The 22,716-nt window shown below is 66.5% G+C and carries 23 protein-coding genes; 18 read left to right on the top strand and 5 right to left on the bottom strand.

The window, feature by feature from the left end; translation table 11 throughout:
- The first annotated feature begins 228 nt into the window (after positions 1-228).
- The 5 genes from G539_RS0108065 to G539_RS0108045 all read left to right on the top strand — a co-directional run bounded on the left by G539_RS0108065 (position 229) and on the right by G539_RS0108045 (position 4,317).
- A complete protein-coding gene (locus G539_RS0108065; protein ID WP_029074736.1) occupies positions 229-912 on the top strand; it encodes an amino acid ABC transporter permease in 684 nt (227 codons plus the stop codon).
- A gap of 52 nt (positions 913-964) precedes the next feature.
- On the top strand, positions 965-1,609 hold the full coding sequence (locus G539_RS0108060; RefSeq protein WP_029074735.1) for an amino acid ABC transporter permease: 645 nt from the start codon (positions 965-967) through the stop codon (positions 1,607-1,609).
- A 65-nt stretch (positions 1,610-1,674) separates the two neighbouring features.
- On the top strand, positions 1,675-2,412 hold the full coding sequence (locus G539_RS0108055) for an amino acid ABC transporter ATP-binding protein (RefSeq protein WP_035830787.1): 738 nt from the start codon (positions 1,675-1,677) through the stop codon (positions 2,410-2,412).
- Positions 2,413-2,450: 38 nt separating this feature from the next.
- The gene (locus G539_RS0108050; RefSeq protein ID WP_029074733.1) at positions 2,451-3,251 is read left to right on the top strand and encodes a transporter substrate-binding domain-containing protein; all 801 of its coding nucleotides are present in this window, start codon (positions 2,451-2,453) and stop codon (positions 3,249-3,251) included.
- A gap of 265 nt (positions 3,252-3,516) precedes the next feature.
- Positions 3,517-4,317: a shikimate dehydrogenase family protein gene (locus G539_RS0108045; protein ID WP_029074732.1), complete on the top strand. Its 801-nt coding sequence runs from the start codon at positions 3,517-3,519 to the stop codon at positions 4,315-4,317.
- Positions 4,318-4,341: 24 nt separating this feature from the next.
- On the opposite strand, the gene G539_RS24130 is transcribed toward G539_RS0108045, so the two are convergent.
- Positions 4,342-5,091, bottom strand: a complete 750-nt coding sequence (locus G539_RS24130) for a GntR family transcriptional regulator (RefSeq protein WP_084639876.1) — start codon at positions 5,089-5,091, stop codon at positions 4,342-4,344.
- Between the two features lie 689 nt (positions 5,092-5,780).
- On the opposite strand from G539_RS24130, the gene G539_RS0108030 reads away from it, so the two are divergent.
- From G539_RS0108030 to G539_RS0108015, 4 genes are read left to right on the top strand one after another with little or no spacing between them, the layout of a single operon-like run.
- The gene (locus G539_RS0108030) at positions 5,781-6,461 is read left to right on the top strand and encodes an amino acid ABC transporter permease (RefSeq protein ID WP_029074730.1); all 681 of its coding nucleotides are present in this window, start codon (positions 5,781-5,783) and stop codon (positions 6,459-6,461) included.
- Positions 6,462-6,475: 14 nt separating this feature from the next.
- A complete protein-coding gene (locus G539_RS0108025) occupies positions 6,476-7,123 on the top strand; it encodes an amino acid ABC transporter permease (protein ID WP_029074729.1) in 648 nt (215 codons plus the stop codon).
- Entirely contained in the window at positions 7,110-7,898 is a 789-nt protein-coding gene (locus G539_RS0108020; protein WP_051231197.1) for an amino acid ABC transporter ATP-binding protein, read from the top strand. Before G539_RS0108025 ends, G539_RS0108020 begins: the two co-directional genes overlap by 14 nt.
- A 21-nt stretch (positions 7,899-7,919) precedes the next feature.
- Entirely contained in the window at positions 7,920-8,714 is a 795-nt protein-coding gene (locus G539_RS0108015) for a transporter substrate-binding domain-containing protein (protein ID WP_029074727.1), read from the top strand.
- Positions 8,715-8,784: 70 nt separating this feature from the next.
- Here G539_RS0108015 and G539_RS27545 read toward each other — a convergent pair whose 3' ends face one another.
- Positions 8,785-9,075: a helix-turn-helix domain-containing protein gene (locus G539_RS27545; RefSeq protein WP_051231196.1), complete on the bottom strand. Its 291-nt coding sequence runs from the start codon at positions 9,073-9,075 to the stop codon at positions 8,785-8,787.
- 91 nt (positions 9,076-9,166) lie between these two features.
- Between G539_RS27545 and G539_RS0108005 the strand changes: the two genes are divergently transcribed.
- The 7 genes from G539_RS0108005 (at position 9,167) to G539_RS0107975 (ending at position 16,443) form a co-directional block, all read left to right on the top strand.
- Positions 9,167-12,085: a monovalent cation/H+ antiporter subunit A gene (locus G539_RS0108005; RefSeq protein ID WP_029074726.1), complete on the top strand. Its 2,919-nt coding sequence runs from the start codon at positions 9,167-9,169 to the stop codon at positions 12,083-12,085.
- Complete coding sequence (locus G539_RS0108000; RefSeq protein WP_029074725.1) at positions 12,085-12,429, top strand: Na+/H+ antiporter subunit C; 345 nt, start codon at positions 12,085-12,087, stop codon at positions 12,427-12,429. The genes G539_RS0108005 and G539_RS0108000 overlap by 1 nt, the downstream gene beginning before the upstream one ends.
- A complete protein-coding gene (locus tag G539_RS0107995; RefSeq protein WP_029074724.1) occupies positions 12,426-14,078 on the top strand; it encodes a monovalent cation/H+ antiporter subunit D in 1,653 nt (550 codons plus the stop codon). The genes G539_RS0108000 and G539_RS0107995 overlap by 4 nt, the downstream gene beginning before the upstream one ends.
- Positions 14,075-14,560: a Na+/H+ antiporter subunit E gene (locus G539_RS0107990; RefSeq protein ID WP_029074723.1), complete on the top strand. Its 486-nt coding sequence runs from the start codon at positions 14,075-14,077 to the stop codon at positions 14,558-14,560. The genes G539_RS0107995 and G539_RS0107990 overlap by 4 nt, the downstream gene beginning before the upstream one ends.
- Entirely contained in the window at positions 14,557-14,838 is a 282-nt protein-coding gene (locus G539_RS0107985) for a K+/H+ antiporter subunit F (protein WP_029074722.1), read from the top strand. Before G539_RS0107990 ends, G539_RS0107985 begins: the two co-directional genes overlap by 4 nt.
- Complete coding sequence (gene mnhG / locus G539_RS0107980) at positions 14,835-15,221, top strand: monovalent cation/H(+) antiporter subunit G (RefSeq protein ID WP_029074721.1); 387 nt, start codon at positions 14,835-14,837, stop codon at positions 15,219-15,221. The genes G539_RS0107985 and mnhG overlap by 4 nt, the downstream gene beginning before the upstream one ends.
- Before the next feature lie 148 nt (positions 15,222-15,369).
- Positions 15,370-16,443 carry an NAD(P)-dependent alcohol dehydrogenase gene (locus G539_RS0107975; RefSeq protein WP_029074720.1) on the top strand — a complete coding sequence of 358 codons (1,074 nt, stop codon included), beginning with the start codon at positions 15,370-15,372 and terminating at the stop codon, positions 16,441-16,443.
- A gap of 64 nt (positions 16,444-16,507) precedes the next feature.
- Here G539_RS0107975 and G539_RS0107970 read toward each other — a convergent pair whose 3' ends face one another.
- Genes G539_RS0107970 through G539_RS0107960 form a run of 3 tightly spaced genes read right to left on the bottom strand, consistent with a single transcriptional unit; the run spans position 16,508 to position 19,725 of the window.
- Positions 16,508-17,938 carry an arabinose isomerase gene (locus G539_RS0107970; RefSeq protein WP_029074719.1) on the bottom strand — a complete coding sequence of 477 codons (1,431 nt, stop codon included), beginning with the start codon at positions 17,936-17,938 and terminating at the stop codon, positions 16,508-16,510.
- Positions 17,939-17,948: 10 nt separating this feature from the next.
- Positions 17,949-18,593 carry an SGNH/GDSL hydrolase family protein gene (locus tag G539_RS0107965; protein ID WP_029074718.1) on the bottom strand — a complete coding sequence of 215 codons (645 nt, stop codon included), beginning with the start codon at positions 18,591-18,593 and terminating at the stop codon, positions 17,949-17,951.
- A 10-nt stretch (positions 18,594-18,603) separates the two neighbouring features.
- On the bottom strand, positions 18,604-19,725 hold the full coding sequence (locus G539_RS0107960) for a mandelate racemase/muconate lactonizing enzyme family protein (protein WP_245576828.1): 1,122 nt from the start codon (positions 19,723-19,725) through the stop codon (positions 18,604-18,606).
- Between the two features lie 204 nt (positions 19,726-19,929).
- On the opposite strand from G539_RS0107960, the gene G539_RS0107955 reads away from it, so the two are divergent.
- On the top strand, positions 19,930-21,129 hold the full coding sequence (locus tag G539_RS0107955; RefSeq protein WP_029074716.1) for a sugar ABC transporter substrate-binding protein: 1,200 nt from the start codon (positions 19,930-19,932) through the stop codon (positions 21,127-21,129).
- A 59-nt stretch (positions 21,130-21,188) separates the two neighbouring features.
- A complete protein-coding gene (locus G539_RS0107950) occupies positions 21,189-22,715 on the top strand; it encodes a sugar ABC transporter ATP-binding protein (protein WP_029074715.1) in 1,527 nt (508 codons plus the stop codon).
- Position 22,716 lies beyond the last annotated feature (1 nt).

Raw genomic sequence — 22,716 nt, 5'->3', positions numbered from 1 at the left:
CCGATAAAATGGTTATTGCGTGCACCAATCAATCATGTTAGATCTGTTCCAGTCAACAGAATAATAAGAATACCCCACGGGAAAGCGGCGCGGGAGGCACGCAATAATTCGAACTACGATCTATATTGATCGTATCCGTTCGTATTTTACGAATCCCCACCAAACTTTAGATCCGGGAATACAAAACCTCTTCGTCGCAAGACGTAGCGGAACGGGTGGAATTACGTCTTGTCATATGAATTCGATTTCTCGTTCATAAACGACTACATGCCGGATATCTGGTACGGAATCTGGCTTTCGCTCGGGATGACCTTCGTCTCCATCGTCCCCGGCTTCGCGCTCGGCACCGGCTGCGCCATCGGCCGCCTGTATGGTCCGCCCTGGGTGCAGCGCCTCGTGACCATCTATGTCGAGGGCATCCGCAACACGCCGCTCATCATCCAGGTGTTCTGGCTGTTCTTCGGCCTCGCCGTGCTGCAGATCCGGGTCGGCCCCTTCCCCGCCGCCGTCATCGCGCTCGTCATCAATGTCGGCGCCTACACCGCCGAGATCATGCGCGCCGGCTTCCAGAGCATCCCGAAGGGCCAGCTCGAGGCCGCCGCCTGCCTGGCGCTGAAGCCGAGCCAGAGCCTCTGGTCGGTGCAGCTCCCGCAGGCGGTCGAACGCGTCTATCCGGCGCTCGTCAGCCAGTTCGTGCTGATGATGCTGGCCACCTCGATCATGTCGCAGATCTCGGCCGAGGAGCTGACCGGCGTCGCCTACATGATCCAGTCCTTCACCTTCCGCGGCTTCGAGGTCTATCTCGTCATCGCGGCGATCTATCTGGCGATGGCGTGCCTGCTGCGGCTGACCCTGCTCGGCATCGCCCAGGTCTCCTTCCCCCGCAAGCGCCGGCTCGGCACGTCGCTCTGATGCGCGCCGCCCGCTTCCGCCTGCCCCTTCCCGCGACGCACGGATCCCGCCCATGTTCGGACTGACCATCGAGCAGCTCGCCTTCATCTTCCGCGGCGCCGGCTGGACCATCGTCCTGTCGCTGCTCGGCTTCGTCGGCGGCACCCTTCTCGGCCTGCCGGTGGCGCTCGCCCGCGCCTCCCACAATCGCGGCCTCAACTGGCTCTCCGGAGCCTTCGTGCAGCTGATCCAGGGCATTCCGCTGCCCGTCATCATGTTCGTCGTCTATTTCGGCATCTCGATCGGCGGCTATGACGTGCCGGCCCTGGTCGCCGCCGGAATCGCGATGACGCTCTATTCCAGCGCCTATCTCGGCGAGATCTGGCGCGGCTGCATCCAGGCGGTACCGAAGACGCAGTGGGAGGCCGGCGAATGCCTGGCCCTCACCAACACCCAGCGCTTCGTCTACGTGATCCTGCCGCAGGCGCTCCGCATCGCCGTGCCGCCGACCGTCGGCTTCCTGGTGCAGATCGTGAAGAACACCTCCTACGCGGTCGTCATCGGCTTCTTCGACCTCACCTACTCGGCCAAGGTCATCAACAACTCGACCTTCATGCCCTTCACCGTCTTCACCATCGCGGCGCTGATCTATTTCGCGATCTGCTTCCCGATGTCGGCGCTGGCGCGCCGGTTCGAACGACGCCTCACCCGCAGCTGAGGAACGCCATGAACGCGACATCGAAAATCAACACGACCACCGCCAGCGCGATCGAGGCCAGCTCCATGACCAACGCCACCCCGCTCGTGCGCTTCGAGGGCGTGCGCAAAAGCTTCGGCGAGCTCGAGGTGCTGAAGGGCATCGACCTCGAGGTCAAGACCGGCGAAGTGGTGGCGCTGATCGGGCGCTCGGGCTCCGGCAAGAGCACGGCGCTGCGCTGCGTCAACGGGCTCGAGCGCATCAATGCCGGCAAGCTGACCGTCTGCGGCCGCGACCTGCACAACGGCAATGTCGACCTGCGCGAGCTGCGCCAGGACGTCGGCATCGTGTTCCAGAGCTACAATCTGTTCCCGCACCTGACCGTCGAGCAGAACGTGACGCTCGCGCCGCGCAAGGTGCACAAGATCGGCGCCGCCGAGGCCCGCACCCTCGCCGGCGAGGTGCTGGCGCAGGTCGGCCTTTCGGACAAGGCGCAGAACTATCCCGAGCAATTGTCCGGCGGCCAGCAGCAGCGCGTCGCCATCGCCCGCTCGCTCGCCATGCGACCCAAGCTGATCCTGTTCGACGAGGTGACCTCGGCGCTCGATCCGGAGCTGACCGGCGAGGTGCTGCGCGTCATCGAGAAGCTCGCCTCGGAAGGCATGACGATGATGCTCGTCACGCATGAGATGGCCTTCGCCCGCTCCGTCGCCGACCAGGTGGTGTTCATGCACCACGGCAAGATCTGGGAGACCGGCACCGGCGACATGCTCGCCAACCCGCAGACGCCGGAGCTGCGCCAGTTCGTCGGCAACGGTCTCTGACCGCCCGGCCCGATTTCTACCAAGTGGAGGAAGACACTATGAACATGAAACGTCTCTTCGGCGGCGTCGCCCTGTCGCTCGCGCTCTGCGCCGGCGCAGCCAGCGCCCAGGCCGACACGCCCGAGCAGATCAAGGAGCGCGGCACGCTGCGCGTCGCGGTCGACATCAGCCACCCGCCCTACGGCATGCTCGACGCGCAGGCGAAGGCGATCGGCTCGGACATCGAGACCGCCCAGCTGCTCGCCGACGATCTCGGCGTGAAGCTCGAAGTCGTGCCGGTCTCGGGCGCCAACCGCGTGCCGTTCCTGCTCGCCAACAAGGCGGACATCGTCATCGCCTCCTTCTCGATCACCGAGGAGCGCAAGAAGGTCGTCAACTATTCGAAGCCCTACGGCGTCGTTCCGGTCGTCGTCTCTGCGCCGAAGGCCGTTGCGCTGACCTCGACCGCCGATCTCGGCGGCAAGAACGTCGCCGTCGCGCGCGGCACCACGGCCGACATCGAGCTGACCCGCGCCGTCAAGGAATCGGGCGCCGCCGCCAACATCGTCCGCTACGAAGACGAGGCGACCACCAACACCGCCGTCGCCACCGGCCAGCAGGACGTCTTCGCCGCCGCGCTCTCGACCGCCAATTCGGTCGCCGAGCAGAACGCGGACAAGGGCCTCGAGGTCAAGCTGACGCTCGCCGCCTATCCGATGGCGGTCGGCCTGCGCAAGAACGATCCCGAGCTCAAGGCCTGGATCGACCAGTGGGTCGCCACCAACCTCGAGAACGGCAAGCTGAACGAGATCTACGTCAAGTATTTCAACCAGAACCTGCCGGAAAACATCGGCGAGTAAGGCATGCAAAGCGGCGGGCCACTCCTGGCCCGCCGCCTCCGCATCGACTTCGCGTGGCAGTCACAGACAGCCGTGCAGCCCCAGCTCCCGACATACTGAGGAGGCTTTCGCAGAAAGCCGTCTCGAAGGACGCAGGGTGGAGGGGCGAGAAGTTTGAATGCATGACCGCTCTGCGTCCTTCGAGACGGCCCTTCGGGCCTCCTCAGGATGTTGAGGACGGAATTGCGCAAAAGCTCTCCAGAACTATCAAGACGGACGGACAGCCATGACAGAAACCGGAGAGATCACCGGCCGGACCCGCGTGCTCGGAATCCTCGCCGACCCGATCGCCCATGTGAAGGCGCCGCCCGGCATCAACCGCATCGCCCGCCGCCGCGGCCGCGACGCGGTCATGGTTCCCTTCCAGATCGCGCCCGAGTCGCTGGCGCAGTTCGCCGATGCGCTGCGGACGCTGAAGAGCTTCGACGGCGCCATCATCACCGTGCCGCACAAGGGCCCGATGACGGCGCTCTGCGATGAGGTCACGCCGCGCGCCCGCGCGGTCGGGGCGGTCAACGTCATCCGGCGCGACGCGGACGGCCGGCTGCATGGCGATTCGCTCGACGGCGTCGGCTTCGTGGCGGGTCTCGCCGCGAACGGCATCGCGATCGCCGGACGCCGGGTCTATCTCGCCGGCGCCGGCGGCGCGGCCAACGCCATCGCCTTCGCGCTCGCCGCCGGCGGCGTGGCGCAACTGACGCTCGCAAACCGCACCCGCGCCAAGGCGGAGGACCTGCGCACCCGCATCCTCGCAGACCATCCGGACATCCCCGTCACGGTCGGCAGCGACGATCCGAGCGGGCACGACATCATCATCAACGGCACCTCGCTCGGCATGCGACCGGAGGATGCGCCGCCGCTCGATTTCGCCAGGCTGGAGCCTTCGATGATCGTCGCCGAGGTGATCATGGTGCCGGAAATCACGCCGCTGCTGGCCAGCGCGCAGGAGAAGGGCTGCCGGATCCATCTCGGCCGGCCCATGCTCGACCAGCAGATCGAGCTGATGGCCGACTATTTCGGTCTCTGAGCGATCCCGACGCGCGGCGCCCGTTCAGCGGCTGGCGGGCCGCCGCGCGAATTGCGGCTTGTCCTCGAAATAGTCCGGATATTGCGCGCGCAGGCTTTCGAGGCGTGGCAGCAGATCGCGGACATGGAGGCGCATCGCCTCGCGCGCCTCCTCGGGGCGGTTGTTGCAGATCGCCTCGACCACGGTGGTGTGCTGGGCGACGACGCGCTGCGAGGTGTCGACCTCGGGCAGGGTCAGATAGCGGGCGCGATCGAGATGGCCGCGGGCATGCTCGATCTGGCGACCGAGGCCGGCGAGACCGGCGATCTCGCAGATCAGCTGATGCGTATCCTCATCGAGCTGATGGAACTCCATCCACTTCTCGGCCCGGAGCGCCGCCCCGTGCCGTTCCAGCACGCCGCGCAGCCGGACGATGCCGTCCTCGTCGATACGCTCGGCCGCCCGCTCCGCCAGCGCGCATTCCACCGCCTCGCGCAGGAACTGCGCCTCGAGCAGCGCCTCCATCCGAATCGGCGAGATCACCGTCGCGAGCTGCGGATAGGTGATCAGCAGCCCCTCCTCGGCGAGGCGGATGAACGCCTCGCGCACCGGCGTGCGGCTGACCGACAGGCGGTTGGCCACGTCCTGCTCCGAAAGCGGCCGGTTCGGCACCAACTGCAGGGAGATGATGGCGCGCCGCAGCAGCGTATAGACCTGCAACGACGCCCGCCGCTCGCGGCTCAGACTGGCGTCGTCGAGGATGGCGCCCAACGATTGGGCGGCGGCTTCACTCATCGTTTCCGTCCCGTCTTTTTTATTCGGCCCAAACAGGCCTTATTCGCATTTTTCCCGAACATCGTTTGATTTCAAACAGTTATATGAAACCAACCTTCCGTAAGGGCCGCTTGTCGACGCGTATTGTCAATGACAGTGGACTAGAATACTAGTGCCGGGACGCAAAAAGAGGCAACAGGTGCCTGCCGGGCGGCCACGACGCACAGTCGTTCGCCCGAGCTGGTGGTGGAGGAGGTTGCGCGGCGTGATGCCGGCGCTCCGATCCGATCGTCCTGAACGCCCGCGCACGCCGGTCCCGGCCGGCACGACGCTACCCATGCCTCCGGGAGGAGGCGATCGACCAAGGCGATGGAATGAACACGACAGACTTCCAGACCCGGACGACCGAGACGCCGCACGAAGTGTGGCGGAACGGCTATACGGTGTCGCGCCGGACCGCATCCCTCGGCACCCGCGTGCCCGGCCTCGAGTGGCCGCGGATGCGGCGCGTGGCCATGTCGGATTGCCACAGGATACCGGCCTTGCAGCCGCGACGGACCGGCGATATGCCGCTGCCGACGGGTCGGGCCAGCGAACTCCCCAGGCGCACGGCGCCGCCGGAGTGGTCCGCGACAGGCGGCAGCTAGCCAGCCTTCCACAGCGGAACCGCACCAGGACCCAACCGAGCCATCAACAGCGCAGGCGACGGGATGCTCTCATACTCGTTTGATTTCTCCTTTCTCATGACGACCTGGCCCGCTTTCATGCGCGGCGCCTGGCAGACCATCCTGCTCGCGGGATCCTCGATCGCCATCGGCTTCATCGTCGCGCTGGTCTGCGCCATCATCCGCTCCGGCAAGAACAAGTTCGCTTCCGGGCTGGTCGGCGCCTATGTCGAGGTGATCCGCAACACGCCGCTGCTGGTCCAGATCTTCATTGTCTATTTCGGCCTGCCGAGCCTCGGCCTGAAGCTCTCGGCCGAGACCGCCGCCGTCATCGCCCTGGTGATCAACACGGGCGCCTATGGCAGCGAGATCATCCGCGCCGGCATCGAGTCGATCGCCAAGGGCCAGCTCGAAGCCGCGGAATGCCTCGGCCTCAACAAGTTCCAGGTCTACTGGCACATCATCTTGATCCCGGCGGTCGAGCGCGTGTATCCGGCGCTGTCGAGCCAGTTCGTGCTCCTGATGCTGTCGTCCTCGATCACCTCGCAGATCTCGGCCCAGGAACTGACCGCCGAGGCGAACCTGATCCAGTCGGAAACGTTCCGCTCGTTCGAGGTCTACCTGATCGTCGCGGCGATCTATCTCGCCCTCTCCGTCCTCTTCCGCGTCGTCCTGTGGGCCATCGGCGAAGTCGCCTTTGTCCGCCGCCGCAAGCTGCGCACGTGAGGTGAGGTGAAATCATGATCACGTTTTCGTCCACCCATCTCATCTACCTGATCGAGGCTGCGCGCTGGACGCTGCTGCTTTCGGTGATCGCCTTCATCGGCGGCGGCATCGTCGGCCTGATCCTGGCGCTCGGCCGCGTCTCGGAGATCAAGGCGCTGCGCTTCCTGTCGGGCGCCTATATCCAGATCATCCAGGGCACGCCGCTGCTGGTGGTGCTGTTCCTGGCCTATTTCGGCCTGTCGATCCTGGGCCTCGACATCCCCCCGATCGTCGCCGCCGGCCTGTCGCTGACGCTCTACACCTCGGCCTTCCTGGGCGAGATCTGGCGCGGCTGCATCCTGTCGGTGCCGAAGACCCAGTGGGAGGCGTCGAACTGCATCGGCCTCTCCCGCGCGCAGCAATATCGCTACGTGGTCCTGCCGCAGGCGATGCGCATCGCGATCCCGCCGACGGTCGGCTTCATGGTGCAGATCATCAAGAACACGTCGATCACCTCGATCATCGGTTTCGTCGAGCTCGCCCGCGCCGGCCAGATCGTCAACAACTCGACGTTCCAGCCGTTCATCACCTTCGTCTTCGTGGCCATCATCTACTTCGCGATGTGCTACCCCCTCTCCCTCGCCAGCAGGCATTTCGAAAGGAAGCTCAATGTCGGTAAATGAAGCAGCCGGCACGCGTCCTCGGAACGAAGCCGTCCCGGGCGCCGAGCCGATCATCGTCGTCGACAACGTTTCGAAGAACTTCGGCCCTCTCCAGGTCCTCCATGGCGTCTCGCTCGAGATCCAGCGCGGCACCATGGTCGCGATCGTCGGGCGCAGCGGATCCGGCAAGAGCACCTTGCTGCGCTGCATCAACGCGCTCGAGGAGATCAATGGCGGCTCGATCAAGGTCTGCGGCCACCCGGTCAGCATGTCGGATCGCGCCTCGGTCAAGCGCCTGCGCTCCGAAGTCGGCATGGTGTTCCAGAGCTACAACCTGTTCCCGCACCTGACCGTGCTGCGCAACATCACCCTGGCGCTGACGGCGGTCCAGAAGAAGTCGCGCGCCGACGCCGATGCGATCGCCCACAAGGTGCTCGGTCTCGTCGGACTGGGGGACAAGGCCGAGGCCTTCCCGGAGCAGCTCTCGGGCGGCCAGGCGCAGCGCGTCGCCATCGCCCGCTCGCTCGCCCTCTCCCCGAAGGTGCTGTTGTTCGATGAAGTGACCTCCGCGCTCGATCCGGAACTGACCGGCGAAGTGCTGAAGGTCATGGAAGATCTCGCTCGTGACGGCATGACCATGGTCCTCGTCACGCACGAAATGGCCTTTGCCCGCCGTGTCGCCGACATCGTCGTCTTCATGCACCAGGGCAAGGTCTGGGAGGCAGGCCCGCCGGCGGAAATCTTCGCAGATCCGAAAACCCCGGAGCTGCGGCAGTTCCTGAGCAGCGGTCTCTGAGTTCTAACTGGAGGTATCGTTATGAAGTTTCTGACACAGGTCGCGCTCGCCGCGACCCTCGCGTTCGGCGTCGCCGGCGTCGCCAAGGCGGACCAGCTGGCCGACATCAAGGCCAAGGGCGAGATCGCGATCGCGATCGACCTCGGCGCGCCGCCATGGGGCATGACCGACGCCGACCTGAAGCCGGCCGGCGCCGACGTCGAAGTCGCCAACAAGCTGGCCCAGGACCTGGGCGTCAAGATGAAGCTCGTCGAGGTCACCGGCCCGAACCGCGTGCCGTTCCTGCTGACGAACAAGACCGACATCGTCGTCTCGTCCTTCGCGATCACGCCCGAGCGCGCCAAGGTCGTCGACTTCGTCCCCTACTCGGTCAACCGTCTGATCGTGTTCGGGCCGAAGGGCGTCGAGATCAAGTCGCTCGAGGACCTGTCCGGCAAGCGAGTCGGCGTCGTCCGCGGCAACCTGCAGGACACCGAGCTGACCAAGAAGGCGCCTGCCGACACCAAGCTCGTCCGCTTCGACGATGACGCGACCACCATCACCGCGCTGATGTCCGGCCAGGTCGATGCCATGTGCGCGCCCTACGGCATGTACCTGACGCTCGCCGAGCGCTACCCGGCCAAGGAGCTCGAGCCGAAGGCCGACGTCGTCCAGCAGCCGCTGGGCATCGGCCTGCGCCAGAACTCGCCCGAGCTGAAGGCCTGGCTGCAGGACTGGGTCAAGAAGGGCGCCGCCGACGGTTCGCTCTCGGCGATCTTCGAGAAGCACATGGGTGCCAAGCTCGACCTGACCCCGTACCTCGCGGACATGAAGTAAGCAGCGCGGCGCAAGCCACGCTCCGCTGGTCCATCAGGGGCCGCCGCGCTTCGGCGCGGCGGCCCTTTTTCTATTCCGCCGCCGAGAGCGGCGCGCACGGGGACGCGGGGTCGGCGGGATCGGCGGATGGCTTGCCGCTGAGGCGGACGCCCGGCCCTTCCTCCTCGGCCGGAATCAGGCGCACGCCGCCCGCCTCGAGAGCCTTGATCAGGAGAACCTCGGTTGCGCGGTGAATCGCATGGCGATTGCACTCGAAGTCCTTGATCGTGCTGCGCGAGACGCCCGCGCTCGTCGCGAGATGCTCCTGGGTCCAGTTCAGGAGCCCGCGCGCGGCCCGACATTGCTCCGGTAGCAAATTCATCGTTTCGTGCCTTGCCTAACGTCCCGGAAGTCAACCATAATGGGTGAAATCAGGCAATGGGTGCCTGACGGAAGCGGGTCCTGGTTCGAGAATGGCAGACGACACATCGCTGATTCTGATGGTCGGCCTGCCGTTTGCCGGCAGCTTTCTCGCTGCGATCCTTCCCACCAATGCCCGCAACATGGCGGCCGGCCTGGCCGGCGCCGTCGCGCTGATCTGCCTGTGCCTCGCGATCATCCTCTATCCGGCGGTGGCCGGTGACGGCGCGGTGCACAACCGCGTCGAATGGATCCCCTCGCTCGACTTGAACTTCACGCTGCGGATGGACGGCTTCGCCTGGATGTTCGCGCTGCTGGTCAGCGCGATCGCCCTGCTCGTCGTCCTCTATGCGCGCTACTACATGTCGCCGGACGACCCCGTCCCGCGCTTCTTCTCGTTCTTCCTGGCCTTCATGGGCTCGATGCTGGGCATCGTGCTGTCGGGCAATCTGATCCTGCTCGTCGTCTTCTGGGAAATGACGAGCATCTTCTCGTTCCTGCTGATCGGCTACTGGCACCACAATGCCGGCGCGCGCGACGGCGCCCGCATGGCGCTGACGATCACCGGCATCGGCGGCCTCGGCCTGCTGGTCGGCGTGCTGCTCATCGGCCACATCGTCGGCAGCTACGACCTCGACAGGGTCCTGTCCTCGGGCGAGCTGATCCGCTCGCATCCGCTCTACGTGCCGACGCTCTGCTTCCTGCTGCTCGGCGCGCTGACCAAGAGCGCGCAGTTCCCGTTCCATTTCTGGCTGCCGAACGCCATGGCGGCGCCGACCCCGGTCTCCGCCTTCCTGCACTCCGCCACCATGGTGAAGGCGGGCGTGTTCCTGATGGCGCGCTTCTGGCCGGTCCTGGCCGGCACCGAGGAATGGTTCTGGATCGTCGGCCTCGCCGGCATGTGCTCCTTCCTGCTCGGCTCCTATTTCGCCATCTTCCAGCAGGACATCAAAGGCCTGCTCGCCTATTCGACGATCAGCCATCTCGGCCTGATCACCATGCTGCTCAGCCTCGGCAGCTCGCTCGGCGCCGTCGCCGCCATCTTCCACATGATGAACCACGCCACCTTCAAGGCGTCGCTGTTCATGGCGGCCGGCATCATCGACCACGAGACCGGAACGCGCGACATGCGACGGCTGAGCGGCCTGTTCCGCGTCATGCCGTTCACGGCGACGCTGGCCATGGTGGCGAGCGCGGCGATGGCCGGCGTGCCGCTCCTGAACGGCTTCCTGTCGAAGGAGATGTTCTTCGCCGAGACGATCGAGACGCATGTCAATTCGATCCTCGACACGGCCGCGCCCTATGCGGCCTTCGTCGGCAGCGCCTTCGCCGTCGCCTATTCGGTGCGCTTCATCCACGGCACCTTCTTCGGCCCGCCGCCGACCAACCTGCCGCACGAGCCGCACGAGCCGCCGTTCTGGATGCGCTTCCCGATCCTGCTGCTCGTGCTCGCCTGCCTCGTCGTCGGCATCATCCCGGGCCTGACGATCGGGCCGTTCCTGCACACCGCCGTGGTCTCCGTGCTCGGCGCCGCGACGCCGGAATACAGCCTTTCCGTCTGGCACGGCTTCAACCTGCCGCTCCTGATGAGCCTCGGGGCGTTCGTCGCCGGCGTCATCTTCTTCCTCTGCCTGAAGAACTATCTGGCGACCTCGGAGGAAGGCCCGCCCTATCTGCGCAAGGTGAACGGCCAGCGCATCTTCGAGCGCATCATGGTGGCGATCTCCTGGCGCTGGGCGCGCCTGCTCGAGGGCTATCTCGGCACCCGCCGGCTGCAGCCGCAGCTGCGGCTCGTCGTCGTCGTCGCCCTGATCGCCGCGACCTGGCCGATCTGGATGCAGGGCCTCGCCCTGAAGCCGCCGTCGCTCGCCGGCGCCGATCCCGCCTTCGTCGGCATCTGGGCCATCGCCATCGTCTGCGCGGTCACCGCGGCCTGGCAGGCCAAGTTCCATCGCCTGGTGTCACTGATGCTGCTCGGCGTCGCCGGCCTCGTCACCTGCATCACCTTCCTGTGGCTGTCGGCGCCGGACCTCGCCGTGACGCAGCTGCTCGTCGAGGTGGTCACCACGGTGCTGATCCTGCTCGGCCTGCGCTGGCTGCCGAAGCGGTCGGCCGAGATCGTGCCGGATTCCGTGCCGCTGATGGCCAAGGTCCGCCGCTACCGCGACTTCGCCATGGCGATCGCCGTCGGCGGCGGCGCCATGCTGGTCTCCTATGCGATCATGACGCGGACCCAGCCCGCCACCATCGCCGACTACTTCATCGAGAAGGCCTATTCGGAAGGCGGCGGCAAGAACGTCGTCAACGTCATCCTGGTCGACTTCCGCGGCTTCGACACCTTCGGCGAGATCACCGTGCTCGGCATCGTCGCGCTCACCGTGTTCGCGCTGCTGCGCCGTTTCCGCCCCGCCCCCGACAGCATCGAATCGCCCGAACAGCAACGGATCCAGAATGCGCATGACGACGCCCAGCCCGACCGCAAAGTCGGCGACACGATCAGCGACTACCTGCTGGTCCCGGCGCTGATCATGCAGTGGCTGTTCCCCGTCATCATCGTGTTCGCGGCCTATCTGTTCGTGCGTGGCCATGACCTGCCGGGCGGCGGCTTCGCGGCCGGCGTCGCCATGGCCTCCGCCTTCATCCTGCAATACATGGCCGCCGGCACGATCTGGGTGGAGGACCGGCTGCGCGTGCTGCCCGTCCGCTGGATCGGCCTCGGCATCCTGCTCGCCGCCGTCGTCGGTTCCGGGTCCTGGGTGTTCGGCTATCCGTTCCTGACCTCGCATTCGCAATATGTCGAGCTGCCGCTGATTGGCGCCGTGCCAGCGGCGAGCGCGACGCTGTTCGACTTCGGCGTCTTCTCGCTCGTGCTCGGCGCGACCAGCCTGATGCTGATCGCGATCGCGCACCAGTCGATCCGCCGCCTGCGCAGCGCCCGCGCGGCCGCCGCCGCCGAAGAGGAGGCCGCCTGATGGAACTCGTCCTCTCGATCGGCATCGGCGTCCTGATCGGCTCCGGCGTCTGGCTGCTGTTCCGGCCGCGCACCTACCAGGTCATCATCGGCCTGTCGCTGATCGCCTATGGCGTCAACCTGTTCATCTTCTCGATGGGCCGGCTGAAGACGGCGGCGCCGCCCGTGCTCACCTCCGGCGCGGTCGCCAATCCGGCCGATTTCGCCGATCCGATCCCGCAGGCGCTGGTGCTGACGGCGATCGTCATCGGCTTCGCCACGACGGCGCTGTTCCTCGTCGTGCTGCTGGCGTCGCGCGGCCTGACCGGCAGCGACCATGTCGACGGCCGGGAGCCCAGCCAATGACCTGGGCCGAACAACTCGTGATCGTGCCGATCCTACTGCCGGTCATGACCGGCGCGGCGCTGCTGCTGATCGACGAACGCCGGCATGTGCTGAAGGCCGCCGTCAACGTGCTGTCGACCATCGCCCTGGCGCTGGTGGCGATCGCCTTGCTCGACTACGCCAACACGCCGACCGAAACCAACACGCCGGTGACGAGCGTCTATCTGCTCGGCAACTGGCCCGCCCCGTTCGGCATCGTACTGGTGCTCGACCGTCTCTCGGCGCTGATGCTGGTGCTGACGGCGATGCTGGCGCTGGCCGCCGTCGTCTATTCGCTGGCGCGCTGGCACCGCAGCGGACCGCATTTCCACACGCTGTTCCAGTTCCTGCTGATGGGCGTCAACGGCGCCTTCCTGACCGGCGACCTGTTCAACCTCTTCGTCTTCTTCGAGGTGATGCTGGCCTCGTCCTACGGCCTGGTGCTGCACGGCTCCGGACAAGGCCGGGTCAAGGCCGGCATGCACTATGTCGTCGTCAATCTCGCCGCCTCGTCGCTGTTCCTGATCGGCGTCGCCATGATCTATGGCGTGACCGGCACGCTCAACATGGCCGACCTGGCGCTCCGGATCGGCGCCGTCCCGGCCTCCGACCGCATGCTGCTCGACGCCGGCGCCGGCATTCTCGGCATCGCCTTCCTCGTCAAGGCCGGCATGTGGCCGCTCGGCTTCTGGCTGCCTACCGCCTATAACGCCGCCGCCGCGCCGGTCGCCGCGCTGTTCGCCATCCTCTCCAAGGTCGGCGTCTATGTGCTGCTCCGCCTGTCGCCGCTGCTGTTCGGCGTCGAGGCGGGTCCCTCGAGCGGCTTCGGCGATTCCTGGCTGCTCGTCGGCGGCATGGCGACCATTGCCTTCGGCGCCATCGGCGTGATGGCGTCACAGGCCAAGGGCCGCCTCGCCGGCTACTACATCCTCGTCTCGTCCGGCACGATGCTGGCGGCGATCGGCATCGCCAATGTCTCCGCCACCGCCGGCGCGCTCTACTACATGGTCAGCTCGACGCTTGCCATCAGCGCCTTCTTCCTGCTGATCGAATTGATCGACCGCGTGCAGGATCCGTCGGCCGGCGTGCTCGCCATCACCCTCGACGCCTATGGCGAAGATCTCGAGGAAGAGGAGACCGAGGAGGAGATCGGCGTCGCCATTCCCGCGACCCTCGCCATTCTCGGCCTCTGCTTCGCCGCCTGCGGCCTGCTGCTCGCCGGCCTGCCGCCGCTTTCCGGCTTCATCGGCAAGTTCGCGATCCTGACGGCGCTGCTCAATCCGGAAGGCCTGACCGAGGGCGGCAATCTCTCGGTCGCGATCTGGGCCTTCGTCGTGCTGCTGGTCCTCTCCGGCCTCGCGGCGATGATCTCTTTGACCCGCTCCGGCATCCAGGCCTTCTGGGCGCCGATCGAGGGCATCGTGCCGCGCGTGCTGCTGATGGAAATCGCGCCGGTCGCCTTCCTGCTGGCGCTCTGCGTCGGGCTGACCATCTTCGGTGGCCCGGTCATGCGCTACATGGACCAGACGGCGCAGGCGCTGCATACGCCGCACACCTATATCCGCAACGTCATGACGGCGCCGCGCGTGCCGCCGCCGGCCGCGCCGACGGCGCAGGAGGCGACGCCATGAGGCGGCTCCTGCCCTATCCGCTGCTGACGGCGTCGTTGATCGTGATGTGGCTGCTCCTGAACAGCTTCTCGCTCGGCCACCTGATCCTCGGCACCATCATCGCGCTGGTCGCCAGCCTCTCCATGGCGGCGCTGCAGCCGGACAAGCCGCGCATCCGCAAGTGGCACAAGATCCCGGTGCTGATCGGGCGCGTGCTGGTCGACATCTACCATTCCAACGTCGCCGTCGCCGGCCTCGTCTTGAGCGGCGGGCGCCGCGAGCGCCGGCCGGGCTTCGTCGTCATTCCGCTGACGCTGCGCGACCGCACCGGCCTCGCCGTCCTCGCCTGCATCGTGACGGCGACACCGGGCACCGCCTGGGTCGAGTATCACGCCGACAATGGCCGGTTGCTGATCCACGTGCTGGACCTGGTCGACCGCGACGCGTGGATCGAGACCATCCAGACGCGCTACGAGCAGTTGCTGAGGGAGATCTTCGAATGAGCACGACCATCCTCCTCTGGTCGCTGCTGGCCTCCCAGCTGATGCTGGCCGCGGCCATGGCCTGCGCCGCCTACCGCATCCTCGTCGGCCCGCGCGCGCAGGACCGCGTGCTCGGCGTCGACGCCATCTATGTCTGCGGCATGCTGCTGATCCTGACCTTCGGCATCCGCAACGGCAGCATGATCTACTTCGAGGCGGCCCTCGTCATCGCGCTGCTCGGCTTCGTCTCGACGGCGGCGCTGGCCAAGTTCCTGATGCGCGGCGAGGTGATCGAATGAGCGGGCTGCACGACCTTCCCGCCTGGGCCGCGCTCGCGATCGCGTTCCTGCTGCTGCTCGGCTCCGGCCTGACCCTGCTCGGCACCATCGGCCTCGTCCGCTTCAAGACCTTCTACGAACGCGTGCACGCGCCGACGCTCGGCACGACCGGCGGCGCCGGCGCCATCCTGATCGCCTCGATGCTGTGCTTCTCGGTGCTGCAGTCGCGCCCGGTGCTGCACGAACTCCTCATCACCGTCTTCGTCACGGTGACGACGCCGGTGACGCTGATGCTGCTCGCCCGTGCCGCGATCTATCGCGACCGCACGGAAAAGGCGGACAGCGTCGACACGCTCGTCGGCGACCGGGGCGTCAATGACGGCGAGCACAGCGCGCGCCGGTGAGGTCCGCGCGGGCCGGCGCCGCGACTTGCGGCCAGTTGATCGGGATCAAACCTATACAATCGCGGCGCGTGTACCATCTGCCTTCGTCTGGGTGTCACAGATCCACGCTTGAGTGACATCTCCCGCCAGCCGGTCGAAGGAGGTTTCGATGCCGCGCATGAAAGCCGCCATATTCGTTGAACCTGGTCGTATCGTCCTCGACGAGAAACCCATTCCCGATGTCGGACCGCGCGATGCGCTGATGCGGATCACCACGACGACGATCTGCGGCACCGACATCCACATCCTCAAGGGCGAGTATCCCGTCGCCAAGGGCCTGACGATCGGCCACGAGCCGGTCGGAATCATCGAGAAGCTCGGCTCGGCGGTCGAGGGCTACCAGGAAGGCCAGCGCGTCATCGCCGGCGCCATCACGCCGAGCGGCCACAGCTATGCCTGCCTGTGCGGCTGCGGCTCGCAGGACGGGCCCGGCACCAAGCACGGCTTCAAGGCGATGGGCGGCTGGAAGTTCGGCAACACCATCGACGGCTGCCAGGCCGAATATGTCCTGGTGCCGGACGCCGCCGCCAATCTGAGCCCGGTCGCGGACGGTCTGTCGGATGAAGAGATCCTGATGTGCCCCGACATCATGTCGACGGGCTTCGCCGGCGCCGAAAGCGGCGGCGTGAAGATCGGCGACACGGTGGTGGTGTTCGCGCTCGGCCCGATCGGCCTCTGCGCCGTCGCCGGCGCCAAGCTGATGGGCGCGACGACGATCATCGGCGTCGATACTGTGCCGGAGCGCCTGGCCGTCGCCAAGCGGCTCGGCGCCGACATCGTCGTCGACTTCAAGAAGGGCGACCCGGTCGAGCAGATCATGGCGCTCACCGACGGCCGAGGCGTCGACGTGGCGATCGAGGCGCTCGGCACGCAGGGCACGTTCGAATCGGCGCTGCGCGTGCTGCGTCCGGGCGGCACGCTTTCCAGCCTCGGCGTCTATTCGAACGACCTGAAGATCCCGCTCAGCGCGTTCTCCGCTGGCCTCGGCGACAACAAGATCATCACGTCGCTCTGCCCCGGCGGCAAGGAGCGGATGCGGCGGCTGCTGAACGTCGTCGCTTCCGGCCGCGTCGACCTGAAGGCGCTGGTCACCCACCGCTTCAAGCTCGACGACATCGAGAAGGCCTACGACCTGTTCGGCCACCAGCGCGACGGCGTGCTGAAGGTCGCGATCACGCCCTGAGGCCGGCTCCCAAATCCGGATATCGAGGGCGTCCCGATTTGCGCATCGGGACGCCCTCTTCGTTTCAGCACACCTTCACCGTGCGGATGCCGAGCAGCGCGCCGAGCTTTTCTATTCTGTCGGCGACATGGCCGATTCCGACGGCGCAGTGATGCGCCGGGCATTCAGCGTTCCACGCCTCGACGAACTTTCGCGCGCCGATCGGGAAGCGGTAGCGGCTGTTGGTGTTGCCGATCTCGAGGATCGGGCCGGGCACCGATTCCGCCTCCGCCACCACCAGCTTCAGCTTGCCGGCGCCGTCCTCGGCGACCGAGAGCAGCGTCACCGGGCCGTGCTTCACCGACATCTCGACGCTGACGCCCGAGCCGACCTTGCCGTGATAGACCCTAAGCGGCCGGACCTTGGTCTTGCCCTCGGCGATCCGGGTGTGGCCGGGGCCGTCATGGCCCATCAGCACGATGTCGTCGTTGAAATCGATGCCGTAATACTCGGTGAACGACCCGCCGACGCCCAACGTGTCGAGGATCTTCATCGCCTGCGCGTTCTTGACCTCGTATTCGCCGGCGACCGGCACGCCGCGCGCGGTGAGATAGGAACAGCCGAGGATCACCGACGAGATGACGTCCTCGTGGTCGTGGCCTGGAACGGACTCATAGTAGTAGGCGAGCGAGCCGAGCTTGTGCTTCGCCACCAGCCGGTCGAGCGCGAGCGACGTTCGCGCCGCGCGCAGGAGCTCCGCCGGATCGCAATCCGGCTGGATGTCGAACTCGGCGCGGAAGCTGTCAACGCGGGCCGCCGCCTCCAGCTCGGTCACCGATTTGCGGATCTCCGCCAGCTCGTCGATCTCGACGATCTCCAGATGGCCGCCGAAGGTCGCGACCTGCGCCGTCGTGTCGGAATAGATGTCGAGCATGCCGTTGTAGTAGCGGCCCATCAGGCCCAGGCGGTTGTGCGACATGACATAGGCGACGCGCGCCGCCTCGATCCAGGCCTCGATCTCGCGGTCGACATGCTCGTCGCCCTCGAGCACGCCCGTCACCTGGTGGAAATCGATGTTGGCGCGGCGGAAGACATTGGCGATCTCCGGCACCGGGCAGGCGGCGCAGAAGGCGAGCCACTCGCCGGTCATCTTCGTGCGGTCGTCGAGCGCGTTGAAGCTCGCATAGTCGATCGCGGCGGCCGGCTGCAGGTTCAGGATCACCACCGGCACCTTGGCGCGCTGCACCACCGGCAGCACGGTCGAGGACACGGCATAGGTCGTGACATGCAGGAAGATCAAATCGACGTCGGCGGCGCGGAACTGGTGCCCGGCGTCCATCGCCTTTTCCGGATCGTCGATCAGGCCGAGATTGACGATCTCGACGCCCGGCCGCGCCAGCTTTTCCGCGACCTTCTCGATATAGCCGCGCAGCCGCGGCTCGAGGCCGGCGAATTGCGGCCAGTAGGCGTTCAGTCCGATGCCGAACAGCCCGACCTTCAACGTGTCATGCGCCATGGTTCTTTCCTCAATCCGCCAGAAGGTCGCGCACCCGGCCGGCGAGCGCCTCGCCGAGCGTCCGGTGCGCGTCCGCGTCGAGATGGATGCCGTCGACCTCGCTCGACGCGATGACCGAACCGGCCTCGAACACCGGGATGCCGCGCGGCGCGGCGGCGCGGGTGAACTCCTTCGCGAGCTTTCGCGATTTCTCCGTGCCGCCCTCGAACATCTCGGTGAGCCAGCCGAGCTTCGCGATCGGCGCCGGCACGACGAGCAGCACCTTGGGCGCCCTGCCCGCGGGCCCCGTGGCGGAGCCGAGCACGATCTCGGCCAAGCGAACCGCGCCGTCGGCGATGTCGCCCGCCTGCATCGAGAGCCGCGCCTTCAAATCGTTGGTGCCGAGCTTGATGATGACGAGGTCGAGCGGCATGTGCGTCTCGATCGCCACCTGCAGGAAGCGCGCGCCATTCTTGTGGTGCCCCTCGACGGGATCGTCGACGCAGGTGGTGCGGCCGTTCAGGCCCTCGGCGATCACCTGCACGCCGTCGCCGAGCGCCTTCTGCAGCACGCCCGGCCAGCGCACGTCCGGCGCGAACCGGCCGCCGACGCCGCGCTCGGGCTGCGGCTCGGCGCCCCAGCTGTTGGAATCGCCATAGACCATCACGGTTTTCATCGGGCTTTCCTCAGTTCACGCGGTAGCGCGCGAGCGCGTCGGCGCGCGGCTCGGCGCCATGGCCGGGGCGGTTCGGCGCGGAAATCAACCCGCCTTCATGCCAGAACGGTTCGTCGACCAGATCGAACTGCATCGGTCCCGGCAGCGGCTTCAGCTCGAAGAGCTCGGCCGCCTTCGAGGCGAGCGACAGGTGCAGGCTGGCGCCGGTCAGGACCGCCGTGCTCCAGGCATGGGCGTTGACAGTCCTGCCGGCCGCCTCGATGACGGCGGCGGCCTTGCGGAAGCCGGTGACGCCCTCGATGCGGGCGGGATCGAGGCCGAGTATGTCGGCAGCACCCGTATCGAGCCAGCGCTGGTAGCCGGCGACGGTGAATTCGCGTTCGCCGACGGCGACGGGCGTCGAAACGGCAGCCTTCAGCGCGACGTGGTCATCGACCCGGCTCGGCAGGAATGGCTCCTCGATCCAGGCAATGGCGGATTCCTCCATCCGCTTCACCGTGCGGATGGCGGTGTCGAGGTCCCATTTCGTGCCGTTGCCGGCATCGACCATGATGCCGGCCTCCGGCCCGATCGCCTCGCGCAGGGCAGCAACCAGCGCCACGTCGTAATCGGGATCGCGGCCGGCGCGCGACAGGCCGCGCTTGCCGAGGCCGAGCTTGGTCGAGCGGAATCCGGCCGCGATGTGACCGGCGATGTCGCGCACGCTTTCCTCGATCGTCGCCTGGTTGACGTGCAGGCTGGCGCAGACCGGCAGCGCCTGGTGATGCGCGCCGAAAAGCTCGACCAGCGGCTTGCCGGCCTCCTTCGCCTTCAAATCCCAGAGCGCCATGTCGATCGCCGAGATCGCCATCGAGGCGATACCGCCCTCGCCGTACCACCAGCAATGGTTCTTCATCGCCTGCCAGCAGTCTTCGACATCGGAAAGATCGCGCTCGGCGAGCAGTGGCAGCAGGCCGTCGCGGATGACCAGCTCGGTCGCGCGCAGTGCCTCCGGCCACATGGCGATCGCCTCGCCCCAGCCGGACAGGCCGGATCTGGTGTCGATCCGGACCAGCAGCGTCATCCGGTCATGGCCGAAATCATTCGGCTCCGGCCAACGCAGCACGAAGCACTCAGCCCCGCCGAGACGCATGCGACTTCCTCCCCATGGCCGCGCTTTCTGCGTGGCCCTTTGCGGCAAGGCTAGATTCAAAATCGGCAAGTCGTCAATCAAATTGGTCAGGCCAATTTACTGAAAGTGACGCTTGCGTGAGGTGAGATGTCGTGCTTGTTTTATTGCCAACGAGAAATTGGCCTTACCAATTCCGAATGCTTCTTGAGGGAGGAGACTGTTCCAATGCACGCTCGGATTCCGTTCCATGCCATGCGCCGCGTCGCCGGCGCGGCGATGATGACGCTGCTGCTCGGCAGCGCGGCCTATGCCGAGGATTTCCACGGGTTCGACCCGACGAGATTCGACGGCGCCATGCTCAGCGCCGACCAGCTCAAGGCCATGGTGGCCGACGCCACCGCCGCCCATAAGCCCAACAACGGCAAGAACCTCGTCCTCGGCTTCGCCAACCTGCAGCGCGACGTGTCGTTCTGCCTGAAGGTCGAGAACGGCATGCTCGACAACGCCAAGGCGGCCGGCATCGAGCTTCAGGTCGCCGACAACCGCCTCGACGGCGCCACCGCGCTCGCCAACGCGCAGAGCTTCCTGCAGCGCCAGGTCGACCACGTCACCGAATTCCAGACCGACGCCAATTTCGGCGCCACCATCATGCAGCAGATGAACGACGCCAACACCAAGGTGGTGGCGATCGACATCCCGATGCCGGGCGCCACCTTCTTCGGCGCCAACAATCCCCGCTCCGGCTTCATGGGCGGCGCCTATCTCGGCCAGGCGGCGATCGCCAAGTTCGGCGCCGACAAGGTCAAGGAAGGCTTCTTCGTCGTCGGCGAGTTGCCGCAGTCGGGCGCCATTCCCGCCATGCGCACCGGCGGCCAGGTCGCCGGCTTCAAGGCCGCCGTCGACGGCTTCGCGGACGATCACATCATCAAGATCGACACCAAGAACACGCTCGAAGAGAGCTTCACCCAGATGAACAACGTCATCGGGCGCATCCCCGAGGGCGCGCCGATCATGGTGACGGCGATCAACGACCAGGCCGCGACGGGCATGCTGCGCGCCGTCAAGCAGGCCGGCCGCGAGGCCGACCTGATCGTCGTCGGCATGGGCGCCGACGAGATCCAGAACATGATCGACGAGCCGAGCTTCGTCTCCTCGGTCGGCTACTTCCCCGAGCGCTACGGCAATTACCTGATCCCGCTGGCGCTGATGCAGCTCGCGGGCAAGGAAGTGCCGGATACCGTCCTCGTCAACCACGTGATGGTGACCAAGGACAATGTCTGTACCTTCTACGACAAGTTCGCCTGCGCCGAAGGCAAGGACCCGATCAAGTTCGAGTTCCCGCAGGCCGCCTTCGAGAAGCACCTCGCCGAGATCCGCACGCTTCCCGATCTCGCCGACTACCAGAACCTGATCCCGACCAACTGATCGGGCGGCGGGCGCCTTTGGCGCCCGCCCTCTTCCCCTTGATTTCCAGGAAGGGCCGCATGGCGACCATTGCTCCCCGCCTCGGCATGCACGGCATCGGCAAGTCCTTCGGACGCGTGCCCGTGCTCACCCATGTCGATCTCAGCGTCGACCCCGGCGAGGTCGTCGCCCTGCTCGGCTCCAACGGCGCCGGCAAGTCGACCTTGATGAAGATCCTGACCGGCCTCTACAGCCGCGACGGCGGCACGATCCGCGTCGACGGCGAGGAGGTCGATTTCAAGGACCCCGCCGCCGCGGTCGCCGCCGGCGTCAAGCTGCTGCCGCAGGAAATCTCCGTCATGCCGGACATGACGGTGGCCGAGAACATCTTCCTCGGCGACCTGCCGCTGAAGCGCAGCCTCGGGCTGATGCAGGTCGACAAACAGACCATGCGGACACGCTCGCGCGAGCTGCTCGACCAGCTCGGCTTCGCCACCATCCATCCCGACACGCTGGTGAAGCGGCTCTCGGTCGCCGAGCAGCGCATCGTCGAGATCGCACGCGCGCTCGCCGGCAAGGCGCGCATCCTCGTCATGGACGAACCGACGGCGGCGCTGACCGAGCAGGAAGCCAAGATGATCTTCCGCATCATCCGGCGCCTGAAGGAGAACAAGGTCTCCGTCATCTACATCTCGCACTACCTCTCCGAGGTGTTCGAGATCTCCGACCGCATCGTCGTGCTGCGCGACGGCCGCAACGCCGGCACCTTCAACACGGCCGACACCAAGCGCGCCGAAGTGCTCGCCGCCATGCTCGGCAACACCGTCGACGACCTCTACGACGTCGGCACGCCCGAGACGCCCGGCGCCGAGATTCTCAGCGTCGACAACCTCAGCATCCCGCGCAAGCTCGACGGCGTCTCGTTCACGCTTCGCCAGAACGAGATCCTCGGCATTTTCGGCCTCGTCGGCTCCGGCGTCGAGGTGCTCGGCCGCGCGCTCTATGGCGCGCTCGGCCCGCTCAAGACGGCGGATGTCCGCCTGGCCGGCCAGAGCTACCGTCCGCAAAGCGCGCGCGCCGGAAAGCTCGCCGGCATCGGCTTCGTCGCCGCCGAGCGCAAGAAGGAAGGCATCGTCGCCGACCTGACCGTGCGCGAGAACATCGCCCTTCCCTTCGAGGAGCGTTTTGAACGCGGCCTCTTTGTCTCGAAGGACGAGGAATCGCGCCACGCGATCCGCTGGATCGAGGATCTCGGCATCCGAACGCGCGGGCCCGAGCAGAAGATCCGCACGCTCTCCGGCGGCAACCAGCAGAAGGTCTGCATCGCCCGCTGGCTCGTCGAGGGCGTGCGCCTGCTGATCCTCGAGGAGCCGACCCGTGGCGTCGATGTCGGCGCCCGGCGCGAGATCTACGGCAAGCTGCGCGAACTCGCCAATCGCGGCTACGCCGTGCTGATCCTCTCCTCAGACGTCGAGGAAGTCGCCGGCATCAGCGACCGCTCGCTGGTGCTCGATCGCGGCCGCCTCGTCGGCGAATTCGAACGCGGCGCCAAGCCCGCCGAACTCATGGCCGCAACCGGCAACGATCCTGCCTTCCAGGCCACCTGAA

Origin of the sequence: Kaistia adipata DSM 17808, assembly GCF_000423225.1 — a bacterium.
GTDB classification, from domain to species: domain Bacteria; phylum Pseudomonadota; class Alphaproteobacteria; order Rhizobiales; family Kaistiaceae; genus Kaistia; species Kaistia adipata.
The sequence above is the reverse complement of the archived record's forward strand: the minus strand, read 5'-3'. Positions and strand labels throughout refer to the sequence as shown.

Excerpts from the sequence above, each read along its gene's own strand:
- G539_RS0108020 (WP_051231197.1), top strand. The coding sequence starts at position 7,110 with ATGTCGGTAAATGAAGCAGCCGGCACGCGTCCTCGGAACGAAGCCGTC.
- G539_RS0107960 (WP_245576828.1), bottom strand. The coding sequence starts at position 19,725 with ATGCGTCTCGGCGGGGCTGAGTGCTTCGTGCTGCGTTGGCCGGAGCCG.
- G539_RS0107965 (WP_029074718.1), bottom strand. The coding sequence starts at position 18,593 with ATGAAAACCGTGATGGTCTATGGCGATTCCAACAGCTGGGGCGCCGAG.
- G539_RS27545 (WP_051231196.1), bottom strand. The coding sequence starts at position 9,075 with ATGAATTTGCTACCGGAGCAATGTCGGGCCGCGCGCGGGCTCCTGAAC.
- G539_RS0108000 (WP_029074725.1), top strand. The coding sequence starts at position 12,085 with ATGGAACTCGTCCTCTCGATCGGCATCGGCGTCCTGATCGGCTCCGGC.
- G539_RS0107950 (WP_029074715.1), top strand. The coding sequence starts at position 21,189 with ATGGCGACCATTGCTCCCCGCCTCGGCATGCACGGCATCGGCAAGTCC.
- G539_RS0108050 (WP_029074733.1), top strand. The coding sequence starts at position 2,451 with ATGAACATGAAACGTCTCTTCGGCGGCGTCGCCCTGTCGCTCGCGCTC.
- G539_RS0107990 (WP_029074723.1), top strand. The coding sequence starts at position 14,075 with ATGAGGCGGCTCCTGCCCTATCCGCTGCTGACGGCGTCGTTGATCGTG.
- G539_RS0107970 (WP_029074719.1), bottom strand. The coding sequence starts at position 17,938 with ATGGCGCATGACACGTTGAAGGTCGGGCTGTTCGGCATCGGACTGAAC.
- G539_RS0107975 (WP_029074720.1), top strand. The coding sequence starts at position 15,370 with ATGCCGCGCATGAAAGCCGCCATATTCGTTGAACCTGGTCGTATCGTC.
- mnhG (WP_029074721.1), top strand. The coding sequence starts at position 14,835 with ATGAGCGGGCTGCACGACCTTCCCGCCTGGGCCGCGCTCGCGATCGCG.
- G539_RS0107995 (WP_029074724.1), top strand. The coding sequence starts at position 12,426 with ATGACCTGGGCCGAACAACTCGTGATCGTGCCGATCCTACTGCCGGTC.
- G539_RS0107955 (WP_029074716.1), top strand. The coding sequence starts at position 19,930 with ATGCACGCTCGGATTCCGTTCCATGCCATGCGCCGCGTCGCCGGCGCG.
- G539_RS0108015 (WP_029074727.1), top strand. The coding sequence starts at position 7,920 with ATGAAGTTTCTGACACAGGTCGCGCTCGCCGCGACCCTCGCGTTCGGC.
- G539_RS0108045 (WP_029074732.1), top strand. The coding sequence starts at position 3,517 with ATGACAGAAACCGGAGAGATCACCGGCCGGACCCGCGTGCTCGGAATC.
- G539_RS0108055 (WP_035830787.1), top strand. The coding sequence starts at position 1,675 with ATGACCAACGCCACCCCGCTCGTGCGCTTCGAGGGCGTGCGCAAAAGC.
- G539_RS0108030 (WP_029074730.1), top strand. The coding sequence starts at position 5,781 with ATGCTCTCATACTCGTTTGATTTCTCCTTTCTCATGACGACCTGGCCC.
- G539_RS24130 (WP_084639876.1), bottom strand. The coding sequence starts at position 5,091 with ATGAGTGAAGCCGCCGCCCAATCGTTGGGCGCCATCCTCGACGACGCC.
- G539_RS0108005 (WP_029074726.1), top strand. The coding sequence starts at position 9,167 with ATGGCAGACGACACATCGCTGATTCTGATGGTCGGCCTGCCGTTTGCC.
- G539_RS0108060 (WP_029074735.1), top strand. The coding sequence starts at position 965 with ATGTTCGGACTGACCATCGAGCAGCTCGCCTTCATCTTCCGCGGCGCC.
- G539_RS0107985 (WP_029074722.1), top strand. The coding sequence starts at position 14,557 with ATGAGCACGACCATCCTCCTCTGGTCGCTGCTGGCCTCCCAGCTGATG.
- G539_RS0108025 (WP_029074729.1), top strand. The coding sequence starts at position 6,476 with ATGATCACGTTTTCGTCCACCCATCTCATCTACCTGATCGAGGCTGCG.